Raw genomic sequence first — 26,629 nt, 5'->3', positions numbered from 1 at the left:
GGCGCACACCCGGTATGAATCTGACAGGACAGCGGATCGTCGTCACCGGGGGTGCGGGCCTCGTCGGCTCGCACCTCGCGCGTCGGCTTCGCGGGGACAACGACGTCGTCGTCGCCGACGACCTCTCGAAGGGGACGCGCGATCGCATCCCCGCGGGCGTCGCGTTCGCCGAGGCGGATATGACTGACCCCGACGACGTCGCCGACGTGATCACCGCCGACGTCGACGTCGTCTTCCATCTCGCGGCCTACACCGACACGAACTTCGCCGAGCCGCGGAAGCTCTTCGAGGAGAACACGGAGATGACCTACAACGTCCTCGAACGGATGGAGGAGGTGGGCGTCTCGAACCTCGCCTTCACCTCCTCGTCGACCGTGTACGGCGAGGCGCCGCGGCCGACGCCCGAGGACTTCGCCCCGCTCGAACCGATCAGCGTCTACGGCGCCGCGAAACTCGCCGACGAGGGCCTCTTGTCCACGTACGCCCACGCGAAGGACTTCACCGTCTGGTGCTTCCGATTCGCCAACATCGTCGGTCCCAACCAGCGCGGCAACGTCATCCCCGACTTCATCGAGAAACTGGTGGACGATCCGGAGACGCTGACGATCCTCGGCGACGGCCGCCAGGAGAAGTCCTACCTGCACGTCACCGAATGTGTCGACGCCATCTGCCACGTCGTCGAGCACGCCGACGACGCGATGAATATCTACAACCTCGGGACGCGGACGACGACCTCGGTCACGCGGATCGCCGACATCGTCGCGGACGTGATGGACCTCGATCCCGACTACGAGTACACCGGCGGCGACCGCGGCTGGGAGGGCGACGTCCCGCGGATGCGCCTCTCGGTCGAGAAACTGTCGGGGCTCGGCTGGGAAGCCGACTCTTCGAGCGACGACGCCGTCCGTCGTGCGGCCGAGGAACTGTACGAGGAACTGCGGGACGAACACGACGCCGACGCGTAGCCGGTCGTCCCCGCTACCGGAACGGCACGGCTTTGATCCCTCGTCTCTTACCGACGGCCGTGCAGTTCGTCGGCTACGATACGGGCGCGCCCGGACTCCTGGTGAGTCGTCCCGCCGGCGATCGCGACGTCACAGAGCGCGAGTCGTCCGCTGACGGTCCCGAAGACGCCGCGGAGTCGTCGCGGGAGGTCGACCTCGTCTCGCTCGAACCGGGCACGGAACTCGCCTATACGCTCGCCGACCGTCACTGTGCAGGCGCGGTCACTGCCGACGGCCACATCCCCTGTACGAATCCGACGGCCCCCTACTGCCCGGAGCACCGCTCGACGTGGGTGTGCGCGAAGTGCACCGGCACTTGCCTGAAAGACGAGATGGACTGTCACGAGGCCCACGCGATCTACCTCGCGGCCTTCGCACCCGATACTTTCAAAGTAGGCGTCACCCGGGAGTGGCGGCTGCAGACGCGCCTCCGCGAGCAGGGCGCCGACCGCGGGGCGCTGTTGCAAGTCGTCCCGGATGGCAGGATCGCCCGCGAGCGGGAGGCCGAGATCGCCGAGTCGATCACCGACCGGGTCCGGGTGCCACAGAAGCGCGCGGGCCTCCACCGCGACGTCGACGGGGCGGCGTGGGAGGCGCTTCTCGGGACCTTCGACGTCGATTCCGGAGATCGCTTTTCGTACGAGTACGGCCTCGACCTCCGCGATCGACCCGTCGCCGAGACGATCGCGACGGGGACTGTTCGGGGCGTGAAGGGGCGGCTGCTGGTGCTCGACCGCGGCGGCAGTACATACGCTGTCGACCTCCGGGAGCTCGTCGGCTACGAGGCCACGCCCGAGGCGTCGACGCGGGATCTCCAGGCGAGTCTCGGCGCGTGGGGGTGACGCGTCGTCGGCTGGTGGCTGCGATCTTTCATACTGATTACTCTCGTCTCTTCCCGCCGAGCGCCGTCAGCGGGGGCGGCGCTCGTCGGTGAAAAGTGAGAGTAACCAGTATCAGTCGTCTGCGGGCGTGATCTCTTCGAATCCCGCGACGGTGAGTTCCCCACCGAGCGTCCGGTTGGGGTACGGGATGTCGATTCCCTCCTCGTCGAACCGCTGTTTGACGCTCTGGACGTACTCCGCACGCGTCTTCACGAAATCAGACCGGTTAGGGTCCGCAATCCAGACGCGCGAAGTGAGCGTCACCGACGAGTCGCCCAGTTCGGTCAATCGCACCGACGGGGCAGGATCTTCGAGGATCTCCTCGTGGGCCTCCGCCTCCTCGACGATGATCTCGGTGGCCTTCTCGGTGTCGTCGTCGTAGCCGATTCCGAAGGGGACCTGCAGGCGGAGTTTGTCCTTCGCGACCGGGTTCTTGATCACGCCGTCGGTGAGATTCGAGTTCGGGACCGTCAGCAGTTCGTTGTCGAAGGTCCGGACGCGCGTGACGCGGAAGCTGATGTCCTCGACGACGCCCGAGTTGCCGTCCCACTGGATCCAGTCGCCGATCTTGAACGGCTTGTCGGTGTAGATGAAGATCCCCGCGACGAAGTTCTGCAGGACGTCCTGCATCGCAAAGCCGATCGCCAGCGTCGCTGCGGCGGCGATCGTCGCCAGAGAGCGCAGGAAGTCGGGGAAGCCCGCTGCACCGAAGGCAGCGGTGATCCCGATGAAGACGACGACGACCAAGAGGATCCGCCGGAGCGGTCGCCGGGCGTGCGCCTCCAGCCCCCGGGAGTTCATCATCCGATTCACGACCGGGATCAGTACGCTCCGGCCGACCACGTACACGACGGTGAAGACGACGAGGAACGCCAGCACCTGGCCGAGCAACCCGGCGATCGCGTCGGGGATCCCGATACTGGTGAGGATGCGGGCGATCGATCCGCTCAGGCCGACGCCGACCTGCAGAGCGGCGCCCGCGATCATCGGTAGAGAACCCCCGTGTTACCCCGTGTCTCGATCACGCTTGCGTCGGTGCGATCGGCCAGTTCGTCGGCCAGTTCCTCGACGGTCGTCCCCCCGCGGGCCGCCCGGAGGAACTTCACCTTGATCAGGTCGCGGTCGGCGAGTTGATCGGACGCCTCCTCGACGACCGGATCGATTCCCCCCTTGCCCACCCAGACGGTCACGTCCAGATCGTGGGCCTGTTTCCGCAACTCCTCTTCGTCCATACGAACCCGCTACGGGGGCATACGGTTTGAAACTTAAGACTGCCGACGGGTCGGAATCGGTCGCTCGTCGTCTTCGCTACGGAAAACCGAGGAGACAGCCCTGCGCTTCAGCGCGGAGAGCAAATCAAGCGTCGTAGGGGTACCGCTTCGTCGCGCCACACTCCAGACACCTGACGACGACGTGCCCGGACTGGAGACGCACCCGGGCGGTCGCTCCCGGCCTGAGGTACGCGTCGCAGTCGTCGCAGGCGAACCGGCGGAACCGACGCGGGAGGCCGGATCGGTTTCGCTCGGCGATCCGGCGCGCGAGGCGGACGTACTCCCGACCGCGGTCGACGTCGCCATCGGCCGTCGCGGCCCGAGCGAGCGCGTGCAGTCGCTCGATACGTTCGGCCGGGATGTCCATACCGGGAGACCAACACGGGCGAGTAAAGACGTTCCGGATCGTCGGCTGTCTCATATTATTGGGATTATCGCACAATATTAAGCCTTCGAGCACGAAGCGGACGTATGCGCGTTGTATTCGCCACCGACCTCTCGGACGCGAACGAGGCAGCGATCCGGTCGCGGACCTGTCTCGACTGTCTCGACAACATCGGCGTGACCAAGGTCCACCTGGTGACAGTCGTTCCGGACAACGTCTCCAGCGGCCTCCCGGGGATGGACACCGCGGCGGACGCACGAAAGGCGCTGAAACCACAGCGCGAGGTCTTCGAATCCGCCGGGTTCGCCGTCGAGACGCACGTCGCCCGCGGGACGCCACACCGACGAATCACCGGATTCGCAGACCGGCTGGACGCCGATATGGTGATCGTCGGCTCCCGCGGCGAGAGTGCGCTCTCGAACCGGCTCGTCGGCAGCACGACCCGGAACGTCGCCCGAACCACGAGGCGGCCGCTGCTCGTCGAACGCATCGCGCCGCCGGAGTCGGACAAGGCGGTCGTGAAAGAACACCTCTTCGAGCACGTCCTCGTGGCGACCGACTTCTCCGAGAACGCTCGACGGGCGTTCGAGTACCTGCCGCGGCTCGAAGGCGCCACCCAGGCTGTCGATCTCCTGTACGTCAAGTCCGGAAAGAGTCAGACGTCGGTGTCGGACGCCACGGCACAGCTCGAAGACCTCGCCGTCGAAGTCAAATCGGAGATGGGCATCGAGGCGGGCATCAGCGTCCGCGAGGGCGATCCCGCAGAGGAGATCCGCGCGGAGGAGACCCGGGTAGACGCGACGACGACGCTCCTTGGAACGCGCGGGCAGAGCCCCCTCCGTCGCCTGCTTCTCGGCAGCGTCTCGGAGTCAGTGGTCGCCCGCGGCAACAACAACGTTCTCCTGATCCCACCGGGCGCCGCTCGGGGACGCTGATCGCGGCGGTCTATCCGGTCGGGGATCCGTCGACGGCCGCACGTTGGGGGTCGGCCGCAGACCTCCCGTCGCCGCGAAGGCAACGGTATATATAGGTTCACGCAGAACGCCCTACGACGTGTCTCTCCGCGTCCTCAACTACCTCGAACTCGAATCCCACCTCCAGCGGAGCGGCATCGGCACCGCCGCGGACCAACAGCGGGCCGCACTCGACGGGACCGACGTCGAGGTCGTCACCTCGCCGTGGCAGGGCGGTGCGCCGCTCTCGGCGTTCCGCGCTCTGGCGACCGGCGGCGGCGTCTTCCGGGAGTACGACGTCGCCCACTGCAACCTCGTCGGGCCGGGGTCGCTCGCGGTCGCCAGACACGCAAAGCGGAACGGGATCCCGCTCGTGCTCCACACGCACGTCACCCGCGAGGACTTCGCGGAGTCGTTCCGCGGGTCGACCACGGTCGCTCCCGCGCTGGGTCGCTATCTCCGGTGGTTCTACTCGCAGGCGGATCTGGTGCTGTGTCCCTCGGCGTACACCAAACGCGTGCTGGAATCGTACCCCGTCGATGCCCCGATCCGCCCGATCACGAACGGCGTCGACGTCGACGCCCTCGCGGGGTTCGCGGACCTCCGCGAGGAGTACCGGGAGCGCTACGACCTCTCTGGAACGGTCGTGTTTCTCGTGGGCAACGTCTTCGAGCGGAAGGGACTGACGACGTTCTGCCGCGTCGCGGAGGCGACGCCCTACGATTTCGCGTGGTTCGGGCCCTACGACACCGGGCCGCACGCCTCGACGGCCGTGCGCCGATGGACCAGCGATCCGCCCGAGAACGTCACCTTCACCGGCTGGATCGACGACATCCGCGGCGCCTACGGCGCCGGCGACGTCTACCTCTTCCCGACGAAGAACGAAAACCAGGGGATCGCCGTTCTCGAAGCGATGGCCTGCGGGAAGGCGGTCGTCCTCCGCGACATCCCGGTGTTCGAGGAGTTCTACACCGACGGCCACGACTGTCTCAAATGCGACACGACCGCGGAGTTCCGCGATGCGGTCGAACGGCTGGCCGAGGACGACGACCTCCGGGAACGGCTCGGCGAGAATGCCCGGGAAACAGCGCTGGAGCACAGTCTTGACCGCGTCGGCGACCAGCTCGCCGCCCTGTACCGCGAGGTGCACGACGCCGTGCAGGCCGGCCGGTCGGTCGACCTCGACACCGTTTGGGACGGCCGGTAGACCTGACACCATGCAGGCCGGCCGGTCGATCCCGACGCCATACGGGACGGCCGCACCGTCGACTCCGACGCCGGTTCCGCAACTGATTAACCCCGCGTCCGTGAATCGCCGCCGATGGCACCCGTCTCGGTCGCCGCGTTCACCGACACCTATCTCCCGACGGTCAACGGCGTCTCCTACACCGTCCAGACGTGGCGCGACCGTTGGGAGGACCGCGGCGGGACGATGCGAGTCGTCTACCCCGCGAGCGACGACTACGATCCCGATGAGGGGGAGTATCCGGTCCGGAGCCTCCCGTTTCCGATGTACGAGGGCTTCCGGCTCGGAACACCCCATATTCCGTCTGCGGCGACGGACGTCGACCTCGTCCACGCGCACACGCCCTTCGCGGTCGGCCTCGGCGGCGTCCGGCTCGCCCGCCGGAAGGACCTGCCGCTCGTGACCTCCTATCACACCCCGACCGCCGAGTACGCGGATTACCTCACCTCCCGCCCGCGCGTCGAGCGTGGCATCGAACGGCTTGCCGAGCGGTACGAGCAGTGGTTCCTCTCCCGTGCCGACGCGGTCGTCTGCCCCAGCGAGGACACGAGAGCCCGGGTCGCCGACGGACTCGACCCCGACACGCCAGCGGTCGTCGTTCCGAACGGCGTCGATATCGACTTCTTCGGCCCGACGGATCCGGAGCCGTTCCGGGATCGCCACAACCTCCCTGCGGGACCGCTGATCGGCTATACCGGCCGGCACGGGTACGAGAAGAACCTCTCGGAGTTTCTGCGAGCCGCCGCCGGGATCGATGCCACGGTCGTCGTCGGCGGTGACGGCCCTGCGCGGGACGACCTCGAAGCGCTCGCGGCCGACCTCGACCTCGACGCACGCTTCCTCGGCTTCCTGCCGCGCGAGGAGTTGCCCGCGTTTTACTCCGCGCTCGATGCGTTCGTCTTCCCGAGTCCGGTCGAGACGCAGGGGCTCGTCGCCCTGGAGGCGAACGCCTGCGGGACGCCCGTCATCGCTGTCGACGCCGGGGCGCTCTCGAACACGGTCGAATCCGGCGTTACGGGCTACCACTACGACCCCGGCGACGTCGCGGCCTGTCGCGAGGCGATCGATCGCGTGCTCGACGAACGGGCAGCGCTTTCGGCGGCCTGTCTGGATCGTCGCGAGGAAATGAGCGTCGAACACGCGGTCGACGAATTGTCGGCACTCTACGAGCGGGTCGTCGGCAAAAACCGCACTCGGCCGGTCGCCGAGTAGTCAGCGGACGGGCAGAAGACGGGAGCGGAACTTAGTCGTCGAGGTCCTCGACCGCCTGCGCGATCCGCTGGAGCTGCCGCGTCGCGTCGCGGACCTCGTCACGGAGCTGTCGGACCTCGCGAACGAGTTCTTCGTTGTCAGCGCCGCTTTCCTCCTGGCCGCCTCGCCCCGGCGGGCCGCCCCCCATTCCCGGCGGACCGCCACCGCCGCCCATCCCCGGCGGGCCGCCACCGCCGCCCATCATTCCGCTCATCATCTGTGCGAAGGGGTTGCCGCCGCCACCGCCGCCCATCATCTCCTCGGGGTCGGGGCGGTCGCCTTCTTCGCGTTCCTCCTCGCGCCGTTCGCGGATCTCCTCGACGCGTTCGCGGAAGGATTTCTCCTCGGCTTCGGATTCGGCGTCCGACGGCTTCTCGGCGTCCGGCGTTTCCTCGGCATCGTTCCCCTCGGCGGGGTCGTCTGTGTCGTCCGACATACCCCTGGATTCAGTCTCCCCCCGCAAATGGCTGTTGGTCGGCGGTGGAAGGGGGATCGATCAGCCGCGAGAAGAGACAGTCCCGGAAGCCAGGACGGGGACGAGCCGGTTACGCGACCGCGGAGTCCTCGTCGGGGTCGCCGACTGGTCCGGACATCTCCTCGATGACGTCGTGGAGGGTAACGTCGTTGACGAGGATGACGTCGCCGACGGCGCGGACCCAGCGATACGGGAGAATGACACCCTTTTCGGTGGTTACAAGATCGCCGAACAGTTCGCTGTTGACCTGCGTGAGCGCGAGTCCGGTGACTGCCTGTCGATCGACGAGATCGAGTCGGACGTCGGCGACCTCGCCGACGAAGACACCTTCGTTCGAGTACACCTCGCGACCGACGAGGTTGGTCATCTTCTGTGGGGTTTCGTCCATATGCCGATGGTCGGGAGCGTGCATCTTAATTGTTCGCTGTGAACGACCCCGGAGCTGCCGCGATGGGATCGGTGACGGCTGACAGGCGTCAGACGGGACAAATAGCCCGGTGTCGTTGGTCAAAACGGCGACGGCAACCCGACGTCAGACGGGACAAATAGCCCGGTTTCGTTGGTCAAAACGACGACGGCAACCCGACGTCAGACGGCGTCGAACTCCGCTTCGGTCACGCGGACGACGACCGTCTCCTCGACCGGGCGGAGATCGTAGGCGGGGACAGTGCCGTCGGGGCGCCGCGTGACGTACATCGGCTCGACCGGGCGGCCGCTCTCCAGCCCGTAGACTGCGAGCAGCTCGCCGGTCTCCTCGGGTTGGACGTCGCCATCGCGGATCGCCGTCGCGAGCGAGCGGCTCAGCCACTCGTCGGCCGCGACGCTCGGCTCGCGGACGAGCGTGAGATCGACGAACCGAACGAGATACCAGTTCAGGTCGTTACACAGCGACACGGCCGCACCCAGACTCACCGTATCGACGGCAAGCGAGTTCTCGAAGGGTGTGTGCCGCTCGTACGTGGAGAGCGCCTCGCGGGCCGTCTCCCGGGAGAGCAGTTCGTACTGGACGTTGACGTCCGGCGCCCCGACGAAACAGACCCGCGTCACGCTTGTGCTGGAGGGAGGAAATCATATATCGGTTGCGGTGCGGGAGCAGAGACGGCGGAGAACTGCGGGACTCATACTGATTACTCTCGTCTCTTCCCGCCGAGCGCCATCCCCGTTGGCGGTGCTCGGCGGTAACAAGTGAGAGTAATCAGTATCAGGGGCTCGCGGCACTGTCGAGCCACGCTGTCGCACAGGCCTCATCGCAGAAGGAGAGCAGTCGCCGCTCTCGCGTGAGTTTCATTTCCTGTCCGGGCGTCCGCTCGCGGTCGAGTTCGACCTGATAGTGCGACTCGCGGAGATCGACGTCGTCGCCGCAGGTGGGGCACGGCTCGACAGCGGCGTCCCAGTCGGAGCGCGGGACCACTTGCCTCACAGTCCACTCCGCGTCGACGGTCGACGGGGAGGGACGGCACGTCTTTGACATCAAACAAACGTAGGGTCTGGAAGTACGTAAATCCATTTCAACCCGGTCTTTCACACAGATAGTATCGATCATTAACGATTTCGCGAGGTAAGGTAAACAGACACACAATATCTCTCGGCACACGTTCACACGACCCGGGGCGACGGCAGGCAAACGCGGCTGATGAGGAACGGTTCGTCCGGTCGCACCCGAAAACGGGTCAGTCGGACGCGATCGCAGCCTGGCGACCGGCCGTCCGCGCCAGTTCGAGGAGATCGTCGGGTTCGGCCTCACGGACGGCAGCGAGGGTCGCGTTGGTCTCTGGGTGCGCCGGCGCGATTCGATCGCAACCCACCGGCAGGGTCGCATCCGCGTAAGTCCCGAGATCACGCGCCTCCGCGACGATTTCCGGCTTGTCGGCGGTCAAAAGCGGCCGGTGAACGGGAAGCGAGACGGCGGCCTCGGTGACCGCGAGGTTCGGGCCGGTCTGACTGGACTTCTGGCCGAGCGCTTCGCCCGTCGCGAGGCTGTGAACATCCTCTGCTTCGGCGACACTCTCGGCGGCCGCGAGCATCGCTCGCCGGAGCGAGAGCATCCGCGTGTCCGTCGTAGATTCGACGACCCGCTCGACCAGATCGGCGCCGTCGACGACCCGGGGCCGGAGGTCCGCTCGTGGGGCCCGCTCGGCGAGCGTGTCGATCACCTCCACCGCTCGCGCCCGGTGATCGGCCCCGCCGTACTCGCCGAGATCGACGTAGACGGGGATCGCGACACAGCCGCGGCGGAGCAGCCGCCACATCGCCACCGGGGAGTCGATCCCGCCGCTGACGAGGACTGCGACGCGCCCCTGCGTCCCGACCGGCAGCCCACCCGGGCCGTCGAATCGACGGACGGAGACGAACGCCTCCGTCTCCCGTGCCTCGATCCGATACGTCCGGTCCGGGTCGTCGAGATCGACCGATGCACCGGTGGCCTCGCCGACGATCCGTCCCACCTCGACCTTCAGGTCGCGGTTCGAAAAGTCGTGTGTCGCCGCTGGGCCGATCCGGTCGCTGTCGATCGCATAGGACTCTTCGGGCGGGTGTGCGTCCGCCGCCAGCCGCCGGGCCGCCGCGCTGATCGCCGGCAATCGCGGGTCGACGGCGACCGCCGGGCGCGCAAAGGAGACACCGGGGAGTCTGGCGGCCGTTCGGGCGGCCTCGGTGGGCCGATCGGTCCGTATCACGACCCGTGACCACGGCCGCTCGACCGTCGCGTCGATCCCGGCGGCGGCGAGCGCAGCCTCGACGTCGCCCGCGACGCGTTCGGCCATCCTCGCGCGGACCCCGCTGCTCTTCGCTCCGAAGTCGCCGTACCCGACGAGGACCGCGTTCGGGCCGTTCGCGTCCGGAGTGGCGTCCGAAGAGTTCGTCACACTCGACGTTGGAGCCCGAGTCGCATCATACTGACTGTTGTCCCTTTTTCCCGGTGCTCGCCACCCCCGGTAGCGGCGAGCACCGCGGAGAGACGACAGCAGTCAGTATCAGAACGTCGAAAGGTCGCCGTCGATCACGCGGCGCGTCACGTCGGTGACGTTGGCCAGCCGGTCGTCGATGATCGCGTGGATCTCCGGTTCGATCGCTGCCAGGTCGACGCCCGGTTCGGTGACGATCTTCGCGTCGGCGACGTGCGGTTCGTCGATGGGACGACCGATCTGTGAGAGGAGCCGGACCTGCAGGTCGCGGATGCCGTCGACCTCCGCGACGACGGCCTCGGCGATGTCGGTCGAAAGCAGGTTGTAGATCTTCCCGATGTGGTTGACGGGGTTTTTCCCCGAGGTCGCCTCCATACTCATCGGCCGGTTGGGCGTGATGAGCCCGTTGGCGCGGTTGCCGCGGCCGACGGAGCCGTCGTCGCCCATCTCCGCGCTGGTCCCCGTCACCGTGAGGTAGATCGATCCCTCGTCGTAGTCGTCGGCGGTGTTGACGTCGACGTGGACCTCGCGGTCGGTCAGCCCCCGGGCGACGTCGCCGACGTGCGAGCGGACCCGCTCGACGGCGTCGTCGTATTCATCAAGATCCGCGATGTGCGTGTCGATCATCGCTGCCGCGACCGTGATGTCGATCTGGTCGCCTTCGCGCTTGCCCATCACCTTCACGTCGGGGCCGAGTTCCGGGTTGTCGGCCGCGTAGGGACCGTTGAGGTCGGTTTCGACCGTCCGGACGATCTCCTCGGTCTCGGTGAGCGGCGCGTGACCCACGCCGTAGGATGTGTCGTTCGACATCGGGACCTCCGCGCTTTCCTCGCTGAAGACGTCCTGGAGGTCGCCGGAGCCCTCGCCGATGCGGGTGTCGACGACGATGTCGGTTCCAACATCCAGTTCGGGGACATGCTCGTTGAGATATTCGCGGGCGGCCGAGAGGGCAGTCGCGTCGACCGGAAGCCGCTGCTCATCGTAACTCTTCGTCGCGCGGCCGACGATCAGGATGTAGATCGGCTCGACGACCTCGCCGCCGCCGAAGCGGGGCGCCGACTCCCCGGCGACGAGCTGGGTTTCGTCGGTGTTGTAGTGGAGGACGCGGCCGATCCGGTCGAGATAGAGCTGTGAGAGCGCCCGCGAGACGTGCTCTGCGATCCCGTCGCAGATCGAATCCGGGTGGCCGATCCCCTTCCGCTCGACGATCTCCACCGCCTGATCCTCGACGGCGTCCCGGTCTGCAGCCTCGATCGTAATGTTCCGCTCAGTCATTGTGCTGGCCTTCTGTCCCGCGTGTTCTATAACTTGCGGAAAAGTTCGATCCAGATATTATAACCCGAGTGTATCCGAGAGTCGCCTCCCGGCCAGCGGGGTCGACTCACTCGCCGCCCGGTGACTCCGAGTTCTCGCCGTCGAGCAGCAGACCGAGGTACGAGGTCCTGATCTGATCGGCCGGTTCCAGCCCGAGCCGTCTGAGGACGCCCGCCGCGCCATCTCTGACGGCGGCGACGTCCGCGCTTTCCTCGGCGTGCCCTTCGATCTCGACGAACTCGCCGAGATCGGCGACGCTGTCGAGCGTGACCGTGTAGCCGTCGAGGGCGAAGAACTCCCGCTCCTTCTCGACGACGGCCGCCGGCTCGAAGCCCAGACCGTCGAACACCGCCGCGGCGCCGTCGCCGTCGGCGACGACCGTCTCGTGTTCCTCCCGCGTCTTCGAGTCCGCGTCGACCAGCGGGCCCTTGTAGGTGAGTATCGTAGTTTCGGCGTCGCCTTCGGACGAGTCACCGGAGTCTGGACCCGGTTCACGTGTCTCCCGACGTAGCCGGAGCGCCTCGTCGGTCTCGGCGAAATCGCGGTGGGGAGCGTCGTAGTAGGTGTCTACCTGTCTGACCCGCTCGATCAGTTCGGCGTCCGCGTCGGAGAGGGCCGAACGGACGGCATCGTGGGATGCGGGGACCTTGATCTCGACCTCGTACATACCCGCCTGCTCGGGGGGCCACGACAAAAGAGGTCCGCTGCAGGGCGAAACGTGATTCTTAAGAGTCGCACGGGTGATGATTCGGGTATGAGTGACGAACCGCGGGAAGACACCGACGAATCGCAGGCTGACGCCGACGCTCCAGCGGAGGAGACAGAAGTGTACGACGACGCCGAAGAAGACGTCGCCGAAGCGGAAGACGTCGAAGACGGAATCAGCGACGGTGACTTCGTCCGCCTCGCCTACACGCTTCGAACCGCGGACGACGACACGGTTGTCGATACGACTGACGAGGAGACGGCCGAGGAAGCGGAAATCGACACCGAGGAGTACGAGTTCGAGCCGCGGGTCGTCGTCGTCGGCGCCGGTCACGTGTTCGAAAGCGTCGACGAGGCGCTCCTCGGCGCGGAAGTCGGCGATTCCGGCACGGTCGAGGTCCCAGCAGCCGAGGCGTTCGGCGAGTACGACGACGACGAGGTCCGGACGGTCAGCGCAAACAAGATCGACGAGGACGAGCGCTATCCGGGCGCCCAGATCCAGATCGACGGCGATCAGGGCCGGATCGTGACGATGGTCGGCGGCCGCGCCCGCGTCGACTTCAATCACCCGCTCGCGGGAGAGGACCTCGAATACGAATACGAGATTCTCGAAGTGGTCGAGGACCGCGAGGAGCAGGCCGCCAGTATGCTGGAGATGTACCTCCAGGAGGCCCCCGAAGTTTGGATCGAGACCGACACAGTCGAAGAAGAGCAGGTCGTCGAGCCCGACGAGGACGAAGAGGAAGACGAAGAGGCCGAACCTGAGACCGAAACGGTCGAGGTCGAAAAGGAGACGCTGTACATCGAGGCGACGCCGCAGATGACGATGAACCAGCAGTGGATGTTCTCGAAGCAGCAGATCGCCCAGGACGTGATGGACCGCCTGGATCTCGATCGCGTCATCGTCCAGGAGACCATCGAAGGGATGGGCGGGATGATGGGCGGCCTCGGCGGAATGATGGGCGGCGCCGGCGGCGCCGCGCCCGAAGACCTCGAAGAAGCGATCGAGGACGTCGACGTCGACGCCGACGAACTCGCCGACGAACTCGACGCGGATCTCGACGAGTAACGGCGGACTGACACTGCTTACGTCACTGTTTCCGCCGAGCGCCACCCCCGTCGACGGCGCTCGGCGAGAAGAGACGGGAGTAATCAGTATGAGAGGAGCGGTCCCGTTTCCCGACCTGCAGACCGCTTCTGGGGGTCTCAGGCGGGTGCACACTCGCCAGCCATCCTGTAATGTCCGAAGAATCCACCGACTCCACGCTCGCGGACGAGACGCTCGCCGCGACCGACGACCTGCGGGTCGCAGCCGTCGCTGCGGTCTGTACCGTGGCGCTGACGCTCGGACTCCAGTATGGGCTCGGCCGCGAGATCGCCGCGCTTCCCCGGTTGCTGCCGCTCGGGCCGTACTTTCTGTCGCTTTTCACGAGCCGACTCGACCTCGGCGGACTAGATACGCCCCGTAACTGGTCGCTTCTGACCGTCGCGGTCACGCTCGCGGCGTTCGGTTACTTCGGGTTCGTCGCCTGAGCGGTTCCGATCCCGGTTGAATGGACGCCGCCGAAGGTCCGTTTCCCTCTATGCGATGTCCCGGCTCGTGTCGACGGTGACGCGGTCGCTGAGGCGGAGTTTGATGGTCTCCTCCGGGGGCTGGCCGCCGCGGAACTTCGGAACCGCGAGGCGATTCTCGATGTCCGACCCTTTGACTTCCGTTCGGAGGTCGAAGACGACGTCGGTCATGTGCTTTGTGAAGCCCCGGTTGCGCGGGTCCTCGCTGTTTTTCATCCCGTGGAGGACGGCGAGCCCGCCGGTGTTGACCATATGCGTCTGGAGTTCGTTCAGGAACTGGCGGTAGCGTGCCGGCTCGGTCTCCTCTAAGACGTCGACGACGTCGATAATCAGGTTCGCGCCCTCCGGCAGATCCCGCACGAAGCGGTTCGCCGTATCCAGCGGCGCGTTGCCGCCGACGTCCCGGACCGTCGGGTCGCCGACGCGGCCGGGCGTCCTATCGACCGCGTCGAGAATGGCCTGATCCGACCGGATCGTCGTGAGATACAGCGTCGCGCGGACCGCAGTGAGTTCGTAGAGAAACAGCTCCGACTGGCTGGCGGGATCGGCCGTGAGGAGCACGATGCTCCCCGGCGGGATCCCCCCGTCGAGTTGGCGGTCGAGGACGTTCACGCCGGTCGAGAGCCTGTCTGCCACAGCGGGAATTAGAGGCCGATCGGCTTAGCTTTTCGGTCGCTCGCGGAGCGCGTCGGCGAGATTGTCGTACGCGCGTCTGACGGACGGGTCCGAAAGCGGAGTGGCGGCATTCCCGTCGGCAGCCCTCGGGATCGTTTCGAGCACGGGACAGCCGAGCAGGTCGTCGACGCCGGTTGGAGCGAGTCGCGCTCTCGTCAGCACGACGCCGATCAGCGGCGTGCCGACCGCGCGGGCCATCGCCGCCGTCTTCGCTGCGTCCCGGAGCGCGGCGATACAGGGTGTCGAGACGACGAGCACGCCGTCTGCGATCCGGAGCGGCACTGTCGCGTCCGGCCCTGCGCCAGCGGGGCAGTCGACGAGAACGCTCGGAGTATCGTCGGCATCTTCGGCATCGTGCAGCCGACGGAGCCGTTCGCCGACGCCGTCCGGTTCGTCAAACCGTGCCGGCAGAATTCGCGTCTCTGTTCCCCTCGCATCCGGATCCGGATGACCGTAGGTGCCGGTCGGCGGATCGCGCGGCACGCCCGCAAGGCGATGGAGGTTCGGGAGATCCGAGTCGGCGTCGACGGCGAGGGTCGGAGCGTCGATCGATCGCGCCAGGCCGAGTGTCGTTGTCGTCTTGCCGCTGCCGCCCTTGCCGCCGGCGATCGCGAGCATACCGGGCGTGGCCGCGGCTTCGTATATGAAGGCTCGGCGCTCGCTCGGTGGATGAAAAAAAGCAGGTGGCGACGACGCGCCCGACATCGGAGCGCAGCGATTGCCGCCGCGGAATCACTGGCGCGGGTCAGTCGTGACAGCAGCCGCCGGCTTCACCGCCGAAATCGACCGCAAGCGGGTCGGAGATCGCCTCGTTGACGGCTTCGAGGCGGTCCTGTAACTCCTCTTGGGCGTCGAGGAATTCGGCCATCTTCGGCTTCGCGTGCAGTTCCTCCTGTGCCGACTGGACCTCCCGGAGGTCCTCCTCGGTCGCGTTGCCGGTCTGTCTGGCGTGCATGAACTGATCGCGGAGGTCGTGGAACGCCGAGATCTTCTCTTGGATCTCGTCGTCGGCCTCGACCGCCGCTTTCGCCTCCTCGAACGCCTCGTATTCGTCGGTCTCGGCGATCGCCTCGCCGAGTTCCTGCCCGAGTTCTTCGAGTCGATCTGTCTGAACGCTCATCAGCGGGACTACGGCCGCCTCGCGTTTCAAACTGCCGGACGCCGCGACGCCGCCGACTCGTCTTCGAGACTCCGTCTCGGGGCCGTTTTCCGGAGTCTCGGAACCGCCGGCGTTATGCGTCTCGGTCGGCAATGACGGTGTAATGAGCCAGGACGCCACGGAGGGAGACCTCCGAAACACCGGGATGTCGCTGAAGCACGACCGGGAGTGGGACTACGAACTCGACCGCATCGTCGAAGCGGTCGAGGAACGGGACGCAAAACGAGTCGGACTGCAGTTCCCCGAGGGACTGAAGCGTCGCGGCCCGGCGGTCGCCGACGACCTCCGGGAACTGTGTGACGACAACGTGACCTTCCTGCTCTCCGGACAGCCCTGCTACGGCGCCTGTGACCTCGATACGTATCTGATGCGCCGGACGGACGTCTTCGTCCACTTCGGCCACTCGCCGATGAAGGAGTCCGACAAGATCATCTACGTGCCGCTGTTCTCGAACGTCGACCCGTTCCCGATCCTAGAGGAGGCCGTCGAGGACCTCCCCGAGGAGGACGTCGGCCTCGTGACGACCGCCCAGCACATGAACCGCTTCGGCGAGATGGTCGAGTGGCTGGAAGACCGCGACTACAACGTCCACACGCGCCGCGGGGACGAACGGTTGACCTACGAGGGGCAGGTGCTCGGGTGTAACTACGCCTCCGCGGACATCGACGCCGACCAGGTGCTGTACGTCGGCGGCGGGAAGTTCCACCCGCTCGGGCTGGCGATGGAGCATCCCGAGAAGAAGGTCCTGATCGCCGACCCGGTCAACAACGTCGTGACCGTCGCCGACACGGAGAAGTTTATGAAGCAGCGTTACGGCGCGGTTCACCGGGCGATGGACGCCCAGAAGTGGGGCGTCATCTTCTGTACGAAGATCGGGCAGGGCCGGATGGAGATCGCCGAGGAGATCATCGCGGACAACGACGACGCCTACCTCATCACGATGGACGAGGTGACGCCGGACCGCCTGCGGAACTTCGATATGGACGCGTTCGTCAACACCGGCTGTCCCCGAATCACGACCGACGACGGCCCGCAGTTCCACAAGCCGATGCTCACGCCCGGCGAGTACCGGATCGCCGTCGGCGACAAGCCGCTCGATTCCTTGGAGTTCGACACCTTCCACGGCACCTGGTGACGTAACGAGGACGTCATAGACCGTGGCTCGGTGTTCGTTTCAGGTAGCAAGCAAGCGGACCAGTCCGTAGAGTCGACGTGCTGATTATCCGATTTTCGGGAGATGAATATGGAAAATAGTCCCGGCAGGAGTATTATCTGTAACCTGTATTTCACCTTCGTATTGCTCTACTAACGTCTGAACAATCGTCAATCCCATTCCTGTTCCTGAACTGCTCATCCCTTTTTCTCCCTCGTCGAACAGAGACCCCTCTACATCGGACGAAATTCCTGGCCCGTTATCTGCGATCCGTACAATTACCTCATCACTTAGCGATTCGATCTCAATCTCAACAACAGGTTCGTCCTTATCGTTATGCTGCACAGCATTATTCAGTAGATTTCGAAAAACCGAGGAGAGCATTTCATTTGCCTTCACTTCGACCTGCGGGATCTCATCTGGAAGGTGGAACTCTGCGTGTGGAAACATTTCTTTTCGAAGGTCAACCTCATCCTGCAAGACGGAGGAAAGAGACACGGGCTTCACATCCATATCAGACCGATGTACTACTGCCTCAGCATACTCACGAGCCACTTTTGTGAGGTCAATCACATTATTCGCGGCTGAGAGGATTTTCTCTAACGGCCCTTGCTCACCCTCGTCGAGATACTCTTCCAGTAACTCTCCCCAACCGATGATTATGTTCATATCATTGCGAATGTCGTGCCGAAGAATCCGGTTCAGCGCGTCAAGTTCCTGTTCGCGTTCCTTTTGTTCTGTAATATCCGTACAGATCCCTATGATATGGCGTAGTTCACCATCATCATCTCGAACAGGAATCTGTCGGTTCAACACCCATCGGACTGTTCCATCTGGGTGGACAGCCCGGCCTTCATACACTTGCTCTTCTATTCGTTCGGGAGGTGTCGCCATCTCGGAGCGAATCCGGTCTCGATCATCGGGATGGGTTGCTTCAATCAATCGAGTTGGGTCTTCCTGTAATCCTTCAGCGGGGATTCCCCAAATATCCTCGGCGCCAGAACTAACATACTCGAATTCACCAGGATCAGACACAACCCAGATAGCAATTCCATCGAGATAATCGATCAGCGAACGAAAATCATCCTTATCGAGCGATTGGGACGGACTCATTTGTTCTTCCTACTGTCGATAGGTAGCACACAAAAAATTACGTACAGAGGCGCAATGCCGGGAGTCAAGGTAAATTCTCTGTATTGTCTGATTCCAACCTCATATTTCACGGTCTCCCCACCGAATCAGTCTAGAGAACTAATTGCGCACCTTTTTTCCGCTCGGGTCGGCTTCGCCGACCACTCGCGCAAAAAATCTGCACCAAAAAGCCCGACAGTGACCGCCGGTCGCCGTCGAAGAACCGATCGCTCACCCCCTTCGAATCCGGATGCTATCGTACGGTAAACGCACTGAACTGAGCGGTTCCTATTCGATGTGGGAGGCCTTCTGAATCTCCTCGGAGTAACTGCAGGCGCCCCAGTCCGTCGCGGTATGCTCGAACTGCTTCCTCGCGACGCGTCATTTCGACCGTCGAAACCGGCCTACCCGCCATTTTCGACCGCGTCCTCGACGTACTCGACAGCCGCTTCCGCCGTCTCGACCGGTTCGATATGTGCCGCGTCGTGGGTCCCGATTCCCGCGACTGGCCGATCGTAGACGGCGGCGTAGCCGAGTTCCGAGAGCGTGCCGCCGCCGCCGTCGATAGCGACGACCGCGTCGCCGTTCATAACCACGAGCGCGTTGCGCGCGTGACCGAGTCCCGTCGCGATGGCCTCGTCGACGAAGGCGTTGGCGTCGTTCCGGCGGTCGCCGGGTAGAATCCCAATGGTGTGGCCATCGGCCTCGGCAGCGCCCCGACAGACCGCCTCCATCACGCCGCCGAGGCCGCCGCAGACGACCGTGTGACCGCGCCGGGCGAGGTGCCGGCCGAGCGCGGCCGCGGTTTCGGCCTCCGCCTCGTCGATCGTACTGCCACCGATGACGCTGACTCGCATAGCGGCGCGTCGTCGGGCGAGGTAGTAGTGGTTTCGGGTTTTGACGAGGGGGTGCGAGTCGCCCGCGAGGAAAGCGTTACGACAGAACCTCGACTGCCTCGATCCGGCCGACCTCCGTGGACCTGTCCTGACCGTCGCTCGGGCCGGATCCCTGTCGCTGACGCGCCCGAAGGGGTGTGACCGTTTCGTCTCCCACGACCGGACTCCGCGTTTCGACCACGTACCCCTCGTGGCGGTCGTCCGCCGGCAGCGGCGCCAACTGGAGGACCCGGCGGTCGACGATCCCCTCGACGTCGACGTCTTTCTGTCTCGCGTCTACCGTCTCCTCGTCAACGGCTGTGACCCGGGTGACGATCGGCTGATCAAAGTCGAAACCCCAAACATCGGGATCGTCCGTCGCCGGCGTGATCTGAACCTCGTCACCTTCGTTCACCGCCGCGATTTGCTCGAAGAGCCCGGCAGTCATCTTACCGGCCGTTGAGTCCTCGCCGACAAGAAGTCCACGCACCGCTGGAGCACAGAGCGGACTCGGAGAAGCAGCAGTCATTCTCCGCGACGGTCAACGTCGACGGGCGATCCGTCGGGTCGCTTTGCCCCCTCGGAGTCGTGGACGACCACGCCGTCGACGTCCTGCGGCTCGTAGTTGTCGCGGACGGCGATCGCTTCGGTCAGTTCCCGGACTGCCCGCTCTTTCAGCGCGGCGGCCAACTCCTCGGCGTCCTCGCGGTCGATCTCGCGGCCCAGTCCCTCACACTCGTGGGCGCGGACGATCCCCGCCTCGTCGACGGCCTCGCCCATCGGCTGGCTCGTCCCGCCGAGCGAGACGCTGAACGGGTACGTCTCACAGATGAGCGGCCGGTCCTCGTGGACGCCGCAGGCGCCTTTCGGGCTGCCGTCGGCGCGCTCACCGACCTCCTCGTAGAAGACGCAGTCGCCGCAGGCGTCGGTCTGCAGCGCCCACTCGAACGTCTCGCCCTCGGGGCCCTCGTCGCCCCCGACGAGGCCGTACGGCATCGGCCGGGCGACGTCCCGCCAGTCGTAAGTCTCCGCCGCCTCGCTCGTTCCAGTCTCGCTGCCGTCCGTCGTCTCACTCGCGGCGTCCTGCAACCGCCGCACTTCGTCCGGGAACACTGTCGCCGTGTGGGGTTCGTGGTCGTCGCCGTCCTCGCTCGGATGGCCCCGACAGCACGCACCACAGCGCGTGCACTCGAACCCGATCGACTCGATCGCGTCCGCCAGCGTCGCCACCGACAGGTCGCGGGCGCGGGCGAGTTCCGTCTCGAGCGTCGGGGCGTCGCTCATAGCCGTCTCTCGCAGCGGCGCGGACAAAACCCTCCCGGTCGGGGCGGCCCGTCCCCGGCAGGGACGGCCGGCGTGCTCACCGCAGCCTGACGGTTTCCCCCTCGCGATCGAATGCCACGTGCCTCTCCGCGTCAAGTTTCTCCAGGTGGGCGACGACCGCCGCGCGGGCGAACCTTCGAACGCCCGTGAGGTCGCGATCGTAGACCGCATCGAGGATGGCATCGACCTCGTCAACGCCGTCACGGACCGCAGCCAGGATCTCCCGTTCGCGGTCGAGGCGTCGGCGAAGGAGCCGCTCGCAGGTCGCCCGCGGGTCGTCGATAACCGGTCCGTGACCGGGGTAGAGTCGCGGCGGATCCCGGGCGTAGAGCCGCCGGAGCGCAACGAGGTACGCCCGGACGTCACCCTCGGGGGCGCCGACGGCGACGCTGCCCTCGGCGATTGCGACGTCCCCGCAGAACGTCCCGGCGTCGGTCTCGAACGCGACGTGGTCAGGTGCGTGGCCAGGGACGTCGATCACGCCCACCCCGCCGGCGATCGGCAGTTCGCTCCCCTCGAGAAACGTCCGGTCGGGCGCGACCGCCGCCGTCTCCGCAAATCGGTCCTCGCGGCCGCGGCGACACCAGACGGTTGCACCAGTCTCTGCGGCGTACGTCGCGACGCCGCCGACGTGGTCGGGGTGGGCGTGTGTAGCCGCAATGTGTTCGACGTTCGCGGCCGTGACAGCCTCGTCGAGGTCGTCAGTTCGGCCTGCTGGGTCGATCAGGAGTGCCGGGTCCTTGCCCGCGAGATACGCGTTCGTCGAACCGGACGGGACTGATGCGGAAACCGGAACAGAAACCCGGCGGATCGGAATCGCGGCGCGAGGAGAGCCAGTCACGGCTCATCGTTGCGTGTGTCGGGAAAAAACGCTGTCGTCGCGCAGTCGTCCATCGGTAGCGACCTCGACGGATTGATGGGGGCAGCACCCGCTCCAGTGCTATTCGACCACGACCAGCGTGGTCAGGTGTTGAGGAAGTAGACCTGCTTGCGGGCGTCCTGGAAGCTGTAGCGCGAACCCACGAGTTCCGCATCCTCCAGACGGTTGAGTGCGTAGCGGACGGTCCGATCCGGGAGGAGCGACTCCTCGGCGAGCTGGCCCTGCGAGAGCGGCGCGTCGCTTTCGAGTACTTTCGCGACGAGCTTCGCGCTCGGCGGCAGTTCGCGGAGGCGGTCGCGGTACTCCGATTCCGAGAGGAGGTCATCCCCGTCGAGGTCTGCGGTACTGGTGCTCATAGGACCACAGATCCATCCCCAATTGGTAAAGGTTGCCTACAAGTGTGACAATACAATCCGTAGACCTTATACTCATATAAGGTCGTGACCAGGGGCGAATAGGAAAGTCGCCGGGAACCGCGAGCGGCCGGGTGTGACCGACGCGTATCCAGTACGGTTTTAATCCGCGGGCGAGGACGGACAGGTAGTGAAAGGAAAGGAGTGGTATCAGGCCGACGACGTCGCCCAGCAGTACGACTCGAAGCGGTTCTCCCGCGGCGGCAGACTTATCGACAGCCGCGAGAAGCGAGCCGTTATCGAGGCGCTGGGTCCGGTCGACGACCTGGACGTGCTCGAAATCGCGTGTGGGACCGGCCGGTTCACAGCGCTGCTGGCCGACCGCGGGGCGAACATCGTCGGGCTCGACATCTCCGCGGCGATGCTGTCCCAGGGGCGGGAGAAGGCCCGTGACGCGGGTGTCGCGGATCACATCGAATTCCTCCGCGGCGACGCCGCCCGACTCCCGTTTCCCGACGACCACTTCGATGCGGTGTTTGCGATGCGGTTTTTCCACCTCGCGGAGACACCGACGAAGTTCCTCGCGGAGATGGCTCGCGTCTCGAAAGACATCGTCTTCTTCGATACGTTCAACGGACGGAGCGCCCGCGTCGTCTACAACTGGCTGCTCCCGATGGGATCGCACCTGTACTCCAGAGAGCAGATCGATCGGCTGCTCGACGATGCCGGGCTACGGCTCGTAAACGCCGAACACGACTTCCTCCTCCCGTATGGGTTCTATCGGAAGATTCCCAACAACGTCGCCCAGGAGTTCCGCGACCTCGACACAACCATCGGGTCGACCGCGGTCGGCGACGCGCTGGCGTCGGTCTCCTACTGGACGGCGTCTGTCGACGCTGACGAAGCGGACTGAGACGTTGCTTCCGGGAGTGACAAAGCGGACTGAGACGTTGCTTCCGGGAGTGACAAAGCGGACTGAGACGTTGCTTCCGGGAGTGACAAAGCGGACTGAGACGTTGCTTCCAGGAGTCGTGAACCTTTTCGCGGCGGGTTCGGCGTGGAACTGGCGAGGTGCGACATTTAAGTTCTCGTGCACCGACCGAAAAATATGGAGCTCTCGGTAGTGATCCCGACACTGAACGGGCGGGATCACCTCGCGGGCACGCTCGACGTCCTCGCCGACCGTGCCCCCGACGCGGAGATCGTGGTGGTCAACGGCCCGTCGGCCGACGGGACCACCGGGATGGTCCGCGACCGGGACGATATCGACGTGCTCGTCGAGGTCTCGGATCGGACACTCAACGTCTCCCGAAACGCGGGGATTCGCGCCGCTTCGGGCGACGTCATCGCGTTCCTCCGGCACGACCTCGCGATCGAAGGGACGTGGCCGGAGGCCATCGAGACGGGGCTTTCGGACGCCGCGGTCGCGACAGGACCGGTCCACGAGACCCTGCCGGCCGGGATGACGACAACCGAACCGGAGAGCCGTGAGATTCGCGGGCGATCGATCACGTACTTCAACGGCGGCAACGTGGCGTTCCGGGCGGACGTTTTGGATGAACTCGACGGGTTCGACGAGTATCTCGAAACGGGCGGTGCCCGCGACGCCGCTCACCGGCTCGCGGGGGCCGGGTACGACGTTTCCTGGCAAGCGGAGATGTGCGTCCAGACCGAATACGAGGCCGACGGCGGCGTCAGCGAGCGCGACCACGGCTGGAAATATCGTGCGCTGGCCTACCGGCTCGTGAAGAACTACGGCCTCCGTCCGACGATCGTCCGGCGCATCGTCACACACGCCGGTGCGGACGCCCTCGCCGCCGCCCGGGAGGTGCTCGCGGGCGATGCGACGCCGTCGGGCTGGGTCGGGACGGGACGGGACGTCGTCGTCGGGATCGCCACCGGCTGGTCCGACGGCCTCGTCGCCCGAGCGCGGGACCGGACGACCGCGCGGAACCCGCACGGGTGCTCGAAGCGCGCGGATCGGGCGGTCGCGATGTACGACTGGCGGTAATCCCGGCGATTTTCGATCGCGGATCGGACAGCGGTGTCCCGACCCACCGGTCGACGCTAATCCGCCCGATCGGGCTCCGGCAGCGGCGTCCCCCGGATGTTGGCCACAGTGAGTTTCCCGAGTCGGCGGAGCGAGCGGCGACGGGCGAAGAGCAGTCCGGCGCCGAGCACCAGGTAGACGGCCGTGTACGCCAGCAGCAGATAGATCGAGTACTGCTCGGCGATCGCTGCCGGATAAATCCGGATCAGCGTGAACTCGAAGATCACCTGCGAGAGGAAGAGCACGAGCAGGGTGACCGCTTCGCGGACGCTGATCCGGAAGTTCACGAGGATCGCGATCGCGAAGAAGCTCTGTGCGGCGGTGAGCCAGATCTCGGCGGCCTGTTTGAAGTCGAACGGCAGAACGCCGTACGCGCCCAAAGAGAGGCTATACACCACAGAAAGCGTCCCGATCAGGAGCGTCCACTGGTTCAGTTTCGAGGAAATCAACGCGTTGAACGCCGCCGTCGACCGCGCCTTGTTCACGAGGTAGGCGGTGATGACGAGTTCCGGACTCTCGGAGGCCAGCGGTGCGATCCACTGGATCATAAAGAACTCCGGGATCCCGAACTGCAGTCCCAGATCCTCCAGCCCGTGTGCGAACGGTTCGACGGCGGTGAAGATGAGAAATCCCGAGTAGACGAACAGCGCGAGGACGATCGGCACGCGGACCCGCCGTGCGGTCGCCTGGAAGTACGCCGGGACGCCGATCTGATCCTCGATCTCCTCGACGTCGCCCCGGATGATGATCGCGATGTAGGTGACGTACAGCCCAACGAGCACGATCGTGTCGATGGCGTCGATCCCGCCGTTCAGCGGGACGAAGAAGGCGAAGACGGTCGCGAGGAACAGAAAGAGGATCTCCGTGGAGATATCCGGGTCGAGTTTCACCGCGTCACGGAGTCTCCCGTCGTTGTCGACGACGCTCGTATCGGCCCGGGAGCCGGTGGTCGCCTTGTAGATGGAAAAGAGCGCGATGCCCGACCACCCGAGGCCGATCAGAATGCGGTTCGCGCCGGTCATATTGGCGACTGCGAGATTCGCTTTCGAGGGATCGGTCGCCGCCTGCCACGCGTAGAGGGCGTCGACAGCGTACTCCGGGGCGACAGCGAGCACCGCCAGGACCGCGATCGCGAACGCCCGCGGGACGTCCTTTTCGGCGGTTTCGGCGCCCCACGCGAGAAGAAAGGACGCCCCCAGGACCGCCAGACCGCTGACGCCGACGACTGTCGTCGGGCCGAAGCCGAGCGAAACCCCGCTCGCCCACGAGGAGACCCAGGGAAGCGTCAACGCGACACTGGCGACGACGGCTGCGAGCGGGTGGCGCAGACGCGAGGTCATCACCGATGGTCGGCCCTTGTGTGGCCTATCTCTTGCGGTTCGACGGCGACCATAGCCCTGCCACGGGCACCACCCGAGGCCCCGAGAGACTGGCCGCCGAACCACCCTTTAATTCGGTCGCGGGTTGACGCGTTCGTATGCAGGTATTCGGACTACTCGGAAATCCCGTCGAACACTCCCTGTCGCCGCCGATGCACGAGGCGGCCTACGAGGCGCTCGGGCTCGACGCACGCTACGTCACCTTCGAGCCCGCACCCGACGCCGCCGCCGAGGCGGTGGAAAGCGCGGCCACGCTCGGGATCGCGGGGCTGAACGTCACGATCCCGTTCAAGCAGGACGTTCTCGACGCGGTCGACCCGGACGACGTCGCCCGTCGCGTCGGCGCCGTGAACACGATCGATTTCTCGGGGGCGACGCCCAAAGGGTACAACACCGACGTCGCGGGCGTCGAGCGGGCGCTGACTCATCACGACGTCGTGATCGACGGCCACGACGCCGTCGTTGTCGGCGCGGGCGGCGCAGGCCGCGGGGCGGCGTTCGCCCTCGCCGACGCCGGGGCGTCCGTCCACATCGCGAACCGGACGGTCGAGCGCGCGGAGTCGCTCGCCGCCGACGTGCCCGGCGCGACAGCCGGAGGACTCGATACGCTCGGCCGAGTCGCCGAGACTGACCTCCTCGTCAACGCGACGAGCGTCGGGATGGAACCGAACGACGACGAGACGCCGGTGCCGGCCGAGCACCTCCACGCGGGGCTGGCCGTGCTGGACGCCGTCTACACCCCGATCGAAACGCGGCTCCTCAGGGAGGCCGAATCAGCCGGCGCGACCACTGTCGACGGGGCCTGGATGCTGCTGTTCCAGGGCGTCGAGGCGTTCGAGCGGTGGACCGGTCGCGATGCGCCGGTCGACGCGATGAACGAGGCGCTCCGTGCGCAACTCGACTGAGTGCGGAAGGAAGAATCGCGCCCTGGCTACGTCGGCGTCGTAACGCCCCACGAGATGTGATCCCAGGCCCGCTCGTAGACGTAGTAGGTGCCGGTCTTGACCACGTTGGCGACGAGGCCGATGTTCACCGCGTCGCCGAGGTCGCCGACGACGACCCACGCGACGATGACGGTGATGAAGACCATCACCAGCCGGTAGCAGAGCGTCTTGACGACCGCCCGCTTCCGTGCCTGCAACGCGGACCGCGAGAACCACTCGCTACGCATACGGCTACTGCGGAATGTGCGGATAAGTAACCACCGGGGGACGTAGTGGATAGATTATCGTGCACAGTCCTGTTTGGTGAAAAAAGTGCATAATTTTTTATTTAGGAAGAGTCGTTGCAGCGTATGGGAGACACACTGGACGGCCGTCAACGAGACGATCGAGTGGGAGACGAAAATCTCCCGCCACGATTGGCTGAAGATCAGTTCTACCGGGCGCTGGCGGCATCCCAGCGTCGACGTCTCCTCTATTATTTGCTTGCGGAGGAAGAAAGCAGCGTCGTCGAACTCGCTACTGTTCTCGGCGGATGGAACACGACGACAACAGGGACGATGCACACGTCAGCGGATCGGTCGGAACTTCGCCTCACCCTGGTCCACAATCACTTGCCGCTCCTCGCCGAGGCGGGACTGATCGACTACAATCCGCAGGACGGATCCGTCCAGATTGCACCGCTGCACCCGCGCGTCGCCGATATCATTCGCTGGAGTATCGAGGCAGAGCAGCGTCCAGAACCGTAAG

33 protein-coding genes are annotated in these 26,629 nt (G+C 65.6%); 12 read left to right on the top strand and 21 right to left on the bottom strand.

Going from position 1 to position 26,629, the window contains the following annotated elements; genetic code table 11:
• Positions 1–14 precede the first annotated feature (14 nt).
• Together RJT48_RS04695 and RJT48_RS04690 are read left to right on the top strand one after the other, a co-directional pair.
• A complete protein-coding gene (locus RJT48_RS04695) occupies positions 15–965 on the top strand; it encodes an NAD-dependent epimerase/dehydratase family protein (protein WP_311171087.1) in 951 nt (316 codons plus the stop codon).
• A gap of 59 nt (positions 966–1,024) precedes the next feature.
• Positions 1,025–1,846 carry a DUF2797 domain-containing protein gene (locus RJT48_RS04690; RefSeq protein ID WP_311171086.1) on the top strand — a complete coding sequence of 274 codons (822 nt, stop codon included), beginning with the start codon at positions 1,025–1,027 and terminating at the stop codon, positions 1,844–1,846.
• Positions 1,847–1,957: 111 nt separating this feature from the next.
• Here the strand turns inward: RJT48_RS04690 and RJT48_RS04685 are convergent, their stop codons facing one another.
• From RJT48_RS04685 to RJT48_RS04675, 3 genes are all read right to left on the bottom strand, one after another.
• Positions 1,958–2,872 carry a mechanosensitive ion channel family protein gene (locus RJT48_RS04685; RefSeq protein ID WP_311171085.1) on the bottom strand — a complete coding sequence of 305 codons (915 nt, stop codon included), beginning with the start codon at positions 2,870–2,872 and terminating at the stop codon, positions 1,958–1,960.
• Positions 2,869–3,117 (bottom strand): YhbY family RNA-binding protein, encoded by a 249-nt coding sequence (locus tag RJT48_RS04680; RefSeq protein ID WP_311171084.1) that lies wholly within the window; start codon positions 3,115–3,117, stop codon positions 2,869–2,871. Before RJT48_RS04680 ends, RJT48_RS04685 begins: the two co-directional genes overlap by 4 nt.
• A 124-nt stretch (positions 3,118–3,241) precedes the next feature.
• Positions 3,242–3,523 carry a ribonuclease P protein component 4 gene (locus RJT48_RS04675; RefSeq protein WP_311171083.1) on the bottom strand — a complete coding sequence of 94 codons (282 nt, stop codon included), beginning with the start codon at positions 3,521–3,523 and terminating at the stop codon, positions 3,242–3,244.
• 104 nt (positions 3,524–3,627) lie between these two features.
• On the opposite strand from RJT48_RS04675, the gene RJT48_RS04670 reads away from it, so the two are divergent.
• From RJT48_RS04670 to RJT48_RS04660, 3 genes are all read left to right on the top strand, one after another.
• Positions 3,628–4,476: a universal stress protein gene (locus RJT48_RS04670; protein ID WP_311171082.1), complete on the top strand. Its 849-nt coding sequence runs from the start codon at positions 3,628–3,630 to the stop codon at positions 4,474–4,476.
• A gap of 118 nt (positions 4,477–4,594) precedes the next feature.
• Complete coding sequence (locus tag RJT48_RS04665; protein WP_311171081.1) at positions 4,595–5,701, top strand: glycosyltransferase family 4 protein; 1,107 nt, start codon at positions 4,595–4,597, stop codon at positions 5,699–5,701.
• Between the two features lie 114 nt (positions 5,702–5,815).
• Entirely contained in the window at positions 5,816–6,952 is a 1,137-nt protein-coding gene (locus tag RJT48_RS04660; protein WP_311171080.1) for a glycosyltransferase, read from the top strand.
• A 31-nt stretch (positions 6,953–6,983) separates the two neighbouring features.
• Here the strand turns inward: RJT48_RS04660 and RJT48_RS04655 are convergent, their stop codons facing one another.
• The 7 genes from RJT48_RS04655 to cyaB all read right to left on the bottom strand — a co-directional run bounded on the left by RJT48_RS04655 (position 6,984) and on the right by cyaB (position 12,350).
• Positions 6,984–7,427, bottom strand: a complete 444-nt coding sequence (locus tag RJT48_RS04655; protein ID WP_311171079.1) for a hypothetical protein — start codon at positions 7,425–7,427, stop codon at positions 6,984–6,986.
• Between the two features lie 109 nt (positions 7,428–7,536).
• Entirely contained in the window at positions 7,537–7,854 is a 318-nt protein-coding gene (locus tag RJT48_RS04650; protein WP_311171078.1) for a PRC-barrel domain-containing protein, read from the bottom strand.
• A gap of 200 nt (positions 7,855–8,054) precedes the next feature.
• Positions 8,055–8,513 (bottom strand): DUF5804 family protein, encoded by a 459-nt coding sequence (locus tag RJT48_RS04645; protein ID WP_311171077.1) that lies wholly within the window; start codon positions 8,511–8,513, stop codon positions 8,055–8,057.
• A gap of 154 nt (positions 8,514–8,667) precedes the next feature.
• On the bottom strand, positions 8,668–8,937 hold the full coding sequence (locus RJT48_RS04640) for a hypothetical protein (RefSeq protein ID WP_311171076.1): 270 nt from the start codon (positions 8,935–8,937) through the stop codon (positions 8,668–8,670).
• A 199-nt stretch (positions 8,938–9,136) separates the two neighbouring features.
• The gene (locus tag RJT48_RS04635) at positions 9,137–10,330 is read right to left on the bottom strand and encodes a tRNA sulfurtransferase (protein ID WP_311171075.1); all 1,194 of its coding nucleotides are present in this window, start codon (positions 10,328–10,330) and stop codon (positions 9,137–9,139) included.
• Between the two features lie 108 nt (positions 10,331–10,438).
• Entirely contained in the window at positions 10,439–11,644 is a 1,206-nt protein-coding gene (locus tag RJT48_RS04630; RefSeq protein ID WP_311171074.1) for a methionine adenosyltransferase, read from the bottom strand.
• 106 nt (positions 11,645–11,750) lie between these two features.
• Complete coding sequence (gene cyaB, locus RJT48_RS04625; RefSeq protein ID WP_311171073.1) at positions 11,751–12,350, bottom strand: class IV adenylate cyclase; 600 nt, start codon at positions 12,348–12,350, stop codon at positions 11,751–11,753.
• An 87-nt stretch (positions 12,351–12,437) separates the two neighbouring features.
• On the opposite strand from cyaB, the gene RJT48_RS04620 reads away from it, so the two are divergent.
• Positions 12,438–13,457, top strand: a complete 1,020-nt coding sequence (locus RJT48_RS04620; RefSeq protein WP_311171072.1) for an FKBP-type peptidyl-prolyl cis-trans isomerase — start codon at positions 12,438–12,440, stop codon at positions 13,455–13,457.
• A gap of 170 nt (positions 13,458–13,627) precedes the next feature.
• Positions 13,628–13,921 (top strand): DUF8049 family protein, encoded by a 294-nt coding sequence (locus RJT48_RS04615; protein WP_311171071.1) that lies wholly within the window; start codon positions 13,628–13,630, stop codon positions 13,919–13,921.
• A 48-nt stretch (positions 13,922–13,969) separates the two neighbouring features.
• Here the strand turns inward: RJT48_RS04615 and RJT48_RS04610 are convergent, their stop codons facing one another.
• The 3 genes from RJT48_RS04610 to RJT48_RS04600 all read right to left on the bottom strand — a co-directional run bounded on the left by RJT48_RS04610 (position 13,970) and on the right by RJT48_RS04600 (position 15,755).
• Positions 13,970–14,596, bottom strand: a complete 627-nt coding sequence (locus RJT48_RS04610; protein WP_311171070.1) for an RAD55 family ATPase — start codon at positions 14,594–14,596, stop codon at positions 13,970–13,972.
• Positions 14,597–14,620: 24 nt separating this feature from the next.
• Complete coding sequence (locus tag RJT48_RS04605) at positions 14,621–15,253, bottom strand: nucleotide-binding protein (RefSeq protein WP_311171069.1); 633 nt, start codon at positions 15,251–15,253, stop codon at positions 14,621–14,623.
• Positions 15,254–15,380: 127 nt separating this feature from the next.
• On the bottom strand, positions 15,381–15,755 hold the full coding sequence (locus tag RJT48_RS04600; protein ID WP_311171068.1) for a YlbF/YmcA family competence regulator: 375 nt from the start codon (positions 15,753–15,755) through the stop codon (positions 15,381–15,383).
• Between the two features lie 142 nt (positions 15,756–15,897).
• Between RJT48_RS04600 and dph2 the strand changes: the two genes are divergently transcribed.
• On the top strand, positions 15,898–16,929 hold the full coding sequence (gene dph2 / locus RJT48_RS04595) for a diphthamide biosynthesis enzyme Dph2 (protein ID WP_311171067.1): 1,032 nt from the start codon (positions 15,898–15,900) through the stop codon (positions 16,927–16,929).
• A gap of 84 nt (positions 16,930–17,013) precedes the next feature.
• On the opposite strand, the gene RJT48_RS04590 is transcribed toward dph2, so the two are convergent.
• The 6 genes from RJT48_RS04590 to RJT48_RS04565 all read right to left on the bottom strand — a co-directional run bounded on the left by RJT48_RS04590 (position 17,014) and on the right by RJT48_RS04565 (position 21,512).
• Entirely contained in the window at positions 17,014–18,060 is a 1,047-nt protein-coding gene (locus RJT48_RS04590; protein WP_311171066.1) for a PAS domain-containing sensor histidine kinase, read from the bottom strand.
• Between the two features lie 422 nt (positions 18,061–18,482).
• On the bottom strand, positions 18,483–18,935 hold the full coding sequence (locus RJT48_RS04585) for a TIGR00725 family protein (RefSeq protein ID WP_311171065.1): 453 nt from the start codon (positions 18,933–18,935) through the stop codon (positions 18,483–18,485).
• Positions 18,936–19,011: 76 nt separating this feature from the next.
• Positions 19,012–19,401: a hypothetical protein gene (locus tag RJT48_RS04580; RefSeq protein WP_311171064.1), complete on the bottom strand. Its 390-nt coding sequence runs from the start codon at positions 19,399–19,401 to the stop codon at positions 19,012–19,014.
• A gap of 77 nt (positions 19,402–19,478) precedes the next feature.
• The gene (locus tag RJT48_RS04575) at positions 19,479–20,237 is read right to left on the bottom strand and encodes a YkgJ family cysteine cluster protein (RefSeq protein WP_311171063.1); all 759 of its coding nucleotides are present in this window, start codon (positions 20,235–20,237) and stop codon (positions 19,479–19,481) included.
• 76 nt (positions 20,238–20,313) lie between these two features.
• On the bottom strand, positions 20,314–21,093 hold the full coding sequence (locus RJT48_RS04570) for an MBL fold metallo-hydrolase (protein WP_311171343.1): 780 nt from the start codon (positions 21,091–21,093) through the stop codon (positions 20,314–20,316).
• 146 nt (positions 21,094–21,239) lie between these two features.
• The gene (locus RJT48_RS04565) at positions 21,240–21,512 is read right to left on the bottom strand and encodes a MarR family transcriptional regulator (RefSeq protein WP_311171062.1); all 273 of its coding nucleotides are present in this window, start codon (positions 21,510–21,512) and stop codon (positions 21,240–21,242) included.
• Between the two features lie 187 nt (positions 21,513–21,699).
• Between RJT48_RS04565 and RJT48_RS04560 the strand changes: the two genes are divergently transcribed.
• A complete protein-coding gene (locus RJT48_RS04560) occupies positions 21,700–22,422 on the top strand; it encodes a class I SAM-dependent methyltransferase (RefSeq protein ID WP_311171061.1) in 723 nt (240 codons plus the stop codon).
• Positions 22,423–22,617: 195 nt separating this feature from the next.
• Positions 22,618–23,520, top strand: a complete 903-nt coding sequence (locus RJT48_RS04555) for a glycosyltransferase family 2 protein (protein WP_311171060.1) — start codon at positions 22,618–22,620, stop codon at positions 23,518–23,520.
• Positions 23,521–23,576: 56 nt separating this feature from the next.
• Here the strand turns inward: RJT48_RS04555 and RJT48_RS04550 are convergent, their stop codons facing one another.
• Positions 23,577–24,899 (bottom strand): sodium:calcium antiporter, encoded by a 1,323-nt coding sequence (locus RJT48_RS04550; RefSeq protein ID WP_311171059.1) that lies wholly within the window; start codon positions 24,897–24,899, stop codon positions 23,577–23,579.
• 137 nt (positions 24,900–25,036) lie between these two features.
• Here RJT48_RS04550 and RJT48_RS04545 point away from each other — a divergent pair, with 137 nt between their 5' ends.
• Positions 25,037–25,843: a shikimate dehydrogenase gene (locus tag RJT48_RS04545; protein WP_311171058.1), complete on the top strand. Its 807-nt coding sequence runs from the start codon at positions 25,037–25,039 to the stop codon at positions 25,841–25,843.
• 26 nt (positions 25,844–25,869) lie between these two features.
• Here RJT48_RS04545 and RJT48_RS04540 read toward each other — a convergent pair whose 3' ends face one another.
• Positions 25,870–26,109: a DUF2061 domain-containing protein gene (locus tag RJT48_RS04540; protein ID WP_311171057.1), complete on the bottom strand. Its 240-nt coding sequence runs from the start codon at positions 26,107–26,109 to the stop codon at positions 25,870–25,872.
• 123 nt (positions 26,110–26,232) lie between these two features.
• Between RJT48_RS04540 and RJT48_RS04535 the strand changes: the two genes are divergently transcribed.
• Positions 26,233–26,628: a DUF7344 domain-containing protein gene (locus tag RJT48_RS04535; protein ID WP_311171056.1), complete on the top strand. Its 396-nt coding sequence runs from the start codon at positions 26,233–26,235 to the stop codon at positions 26,626–26,628.
• Position 26,629: the final 1 nt, after the last annotated feature.

Origin of the sequence: Halobellus ordinarius (genome assembly GCF_031823395.1) — an archaeon.
In the GTDB taxonomy this organism is placed as follows: Archaea; Halobacteriota; Halobacteria; order Halobacteriales; family Haloferacaceae; genus Haloquadratum; species Haloquadratum ordinarius.
Note: the sequence above shows the minus strand (reverse complement) of the source record. Positions and strands in the feature narration are given on the sequence as shown.

Bases quoted from the DNA above. Each gene is read 5' to 3' on its own strand.
- RJT48_RS04695 (WP_311171087.1), top strand. From the start codon at position 15: ATGAATCTGACAGGACAGCGGATCGTCGTCACCGGGGGTGCGGGCCTC.
- RJT48_RS04630 (WP_311171074.1), bottom strand. From the start codon at position 11,644: ATGACTGAGCGGAACATTACGATCGAGGCTGCAGACCGGGACGCCGTC.
- RJT48_RS04680 (WP_311171084.1), bottom strand. From the start codon at position 3,117: ATGGACGAAGAGGAGTTGCGGAAACAGGCCCACGATCTGGACGTGACC.
- RJT48_RS04550 (WP_311171059.1), bottom strand. From the start codon at position 24,899: ATGACCTCGCGTCTGCGCCACCCGCTCGCAGCCGTCGTCGCCAGTGTC.
- RJT48_RS04535 (WP_311171056.1), top strand. From the start codon at position 26,233: ATGGGAGACACACTGGACGGCCGTCAACGAGACGATCGAGTGGGAGAC.
- RJT48_RS04605 (WP_311171069.1), bottom strand. From the start codon at position 15,253: ATGCTCGCGATCGCCGGCGGCAAGGGCGGCAGCGGCAAGACGACAACG.
- RJT48_RS04555 (WP_311171060.1), top strand. From the start codon at position 22,618: ATGGAGCTCTCGGTAGTGATCCCGACACTGAACGGGCGGGATCACCTC.
- RJT48_RS04670 (WP_311171082.1), top strand. From the start codon at position 3,628: ATGCGCGTTGTATTCGCCACCGACCTCTCGGACGCGAACGAGGCAGCG.
- cyaB (WP_311171073.1), bottom strand. From the start codon at position 12,350: ATGTACGAGGTCGAGATCAAGGTCCCCGCATCCCACGATGCCGTCCGT.
- RJT48_RS04650 (WP_311171078.1), bottom strand. From the start codon at position 7,854: ATGGACGAAACCCCACAGAAGATGACCAACCTCGTCGGTCGCGAGGTG.
- RJT48_RS04580 (WP_311171064.1), bottom strand. From the start codon at position 19,401: ATGACTGCCGGGCTCTTCGAGCAAATCGCGGCGGTGAACGAAGGTGAC.
- RJT48_RS04590 (WP_311171066.1), bottom strand. From the start codon at position 18,060: ATGAGTCCGTCCCAATCGCTCGATAAGGATGATTTTCGTTCGCTGATC.
- RJT48_RS04540 (WP_311171057.1), bottom strand. From the start codon at position 26,109: ATGCGTAGCGAGTGGTTCTCGCGGTCCGCGTTGCAGGCACGGAAGCGG.
- RJT48_RS04575 (WP_311171063.1), bottom strand. From the start codon at position 20,237: ATGAGCGACGCCCCGACGCTCGAGACGGAACTCGCCCGCGCCCGCGAC.
- RJT48_RS04655 (WP_311171079.1), bottom strand. From the start codon at position 7,427: ATGTCGGACGACACAGACGACCCCGCCGAGGGGAACGATGCCGAGGAA.
- RJT48_RS04585 (WP_311171065.1), bottom strand. From the start codon at position 18,935: ATGCGAGTCAGCGTCATCGGTGGCAGTACGATCGACGAGGCGGAGGCC.
- RJT48_RS04675 (WP_311171083.1), bottom strand. From the start codon at position 3,523: ATGGACATCCCGGCCGAACGTATCGAGCGACTGCACGCGCTCGCTCGG.
- RJT48_RS04620 (WP_311171072.1), top strand. From the start codon at position 12,438: ATGAGTGACGAACCGCGGGAAGACACCGACGAATCGCAGGCTGACGCC.
- RJT48_RS04640 (WP_311171076.1), bottom strand. From the start codon at position 8,937: ATGTCAAAGACGTGCCGTCCCTCCCCGTCGACCGTCGACGCGGAGTGG.
- RJT48_RS04545 (WP_311171058.1), top strand. From the start codon at position 25,037: ATGCAGGTATTCGGACTACTCGGAAATCCCGTCGAACACTCCCTGTCG.
- RJT48_RS04565 (WP_311171062.1), bottom strand. From the start codon at position 21,512: ATGAGCACCAGTACCGCAGACCTCGACGGGGATGACCTCCTCTCGGAA.
- RJT48_RS04685 (WP_311171085.1), bottom strand. From the start codon at position 2,872: ATGATCGCGGGCGCCGCTCTGCAGGTCGGCGTCGGCCTGAGCGGATCG.
- dph2 (WP_311171067.1), top strand. From the start codon at position 15,898: ATGAGCCAGGACGCCACGGAGGGAGACCTCCGAAACACCGGGATGTCG.
- RJT48_RS04600 (WP_311171068.1), bottom strand. From the start codon at position 15,755: ATGAGCGTTCAGACAGATCGACTCGAAGAACTCGGGCAGGAACTCGGC.
- RJT48_RS04660 (WP_311171080.1), top strand. From the start codon at position 5,816: ATGGCACCCGTCTCGGTCGCCGCGTTCACCGACACCTATCTCCCGACG.
- RJT48_RS04615 (WP_311171071.1), top strand. From the start codon at position 13,628: ATGTCCGAAGAATCCACCGACTCCACGCTCGCGGACGAGACGCTCGCC.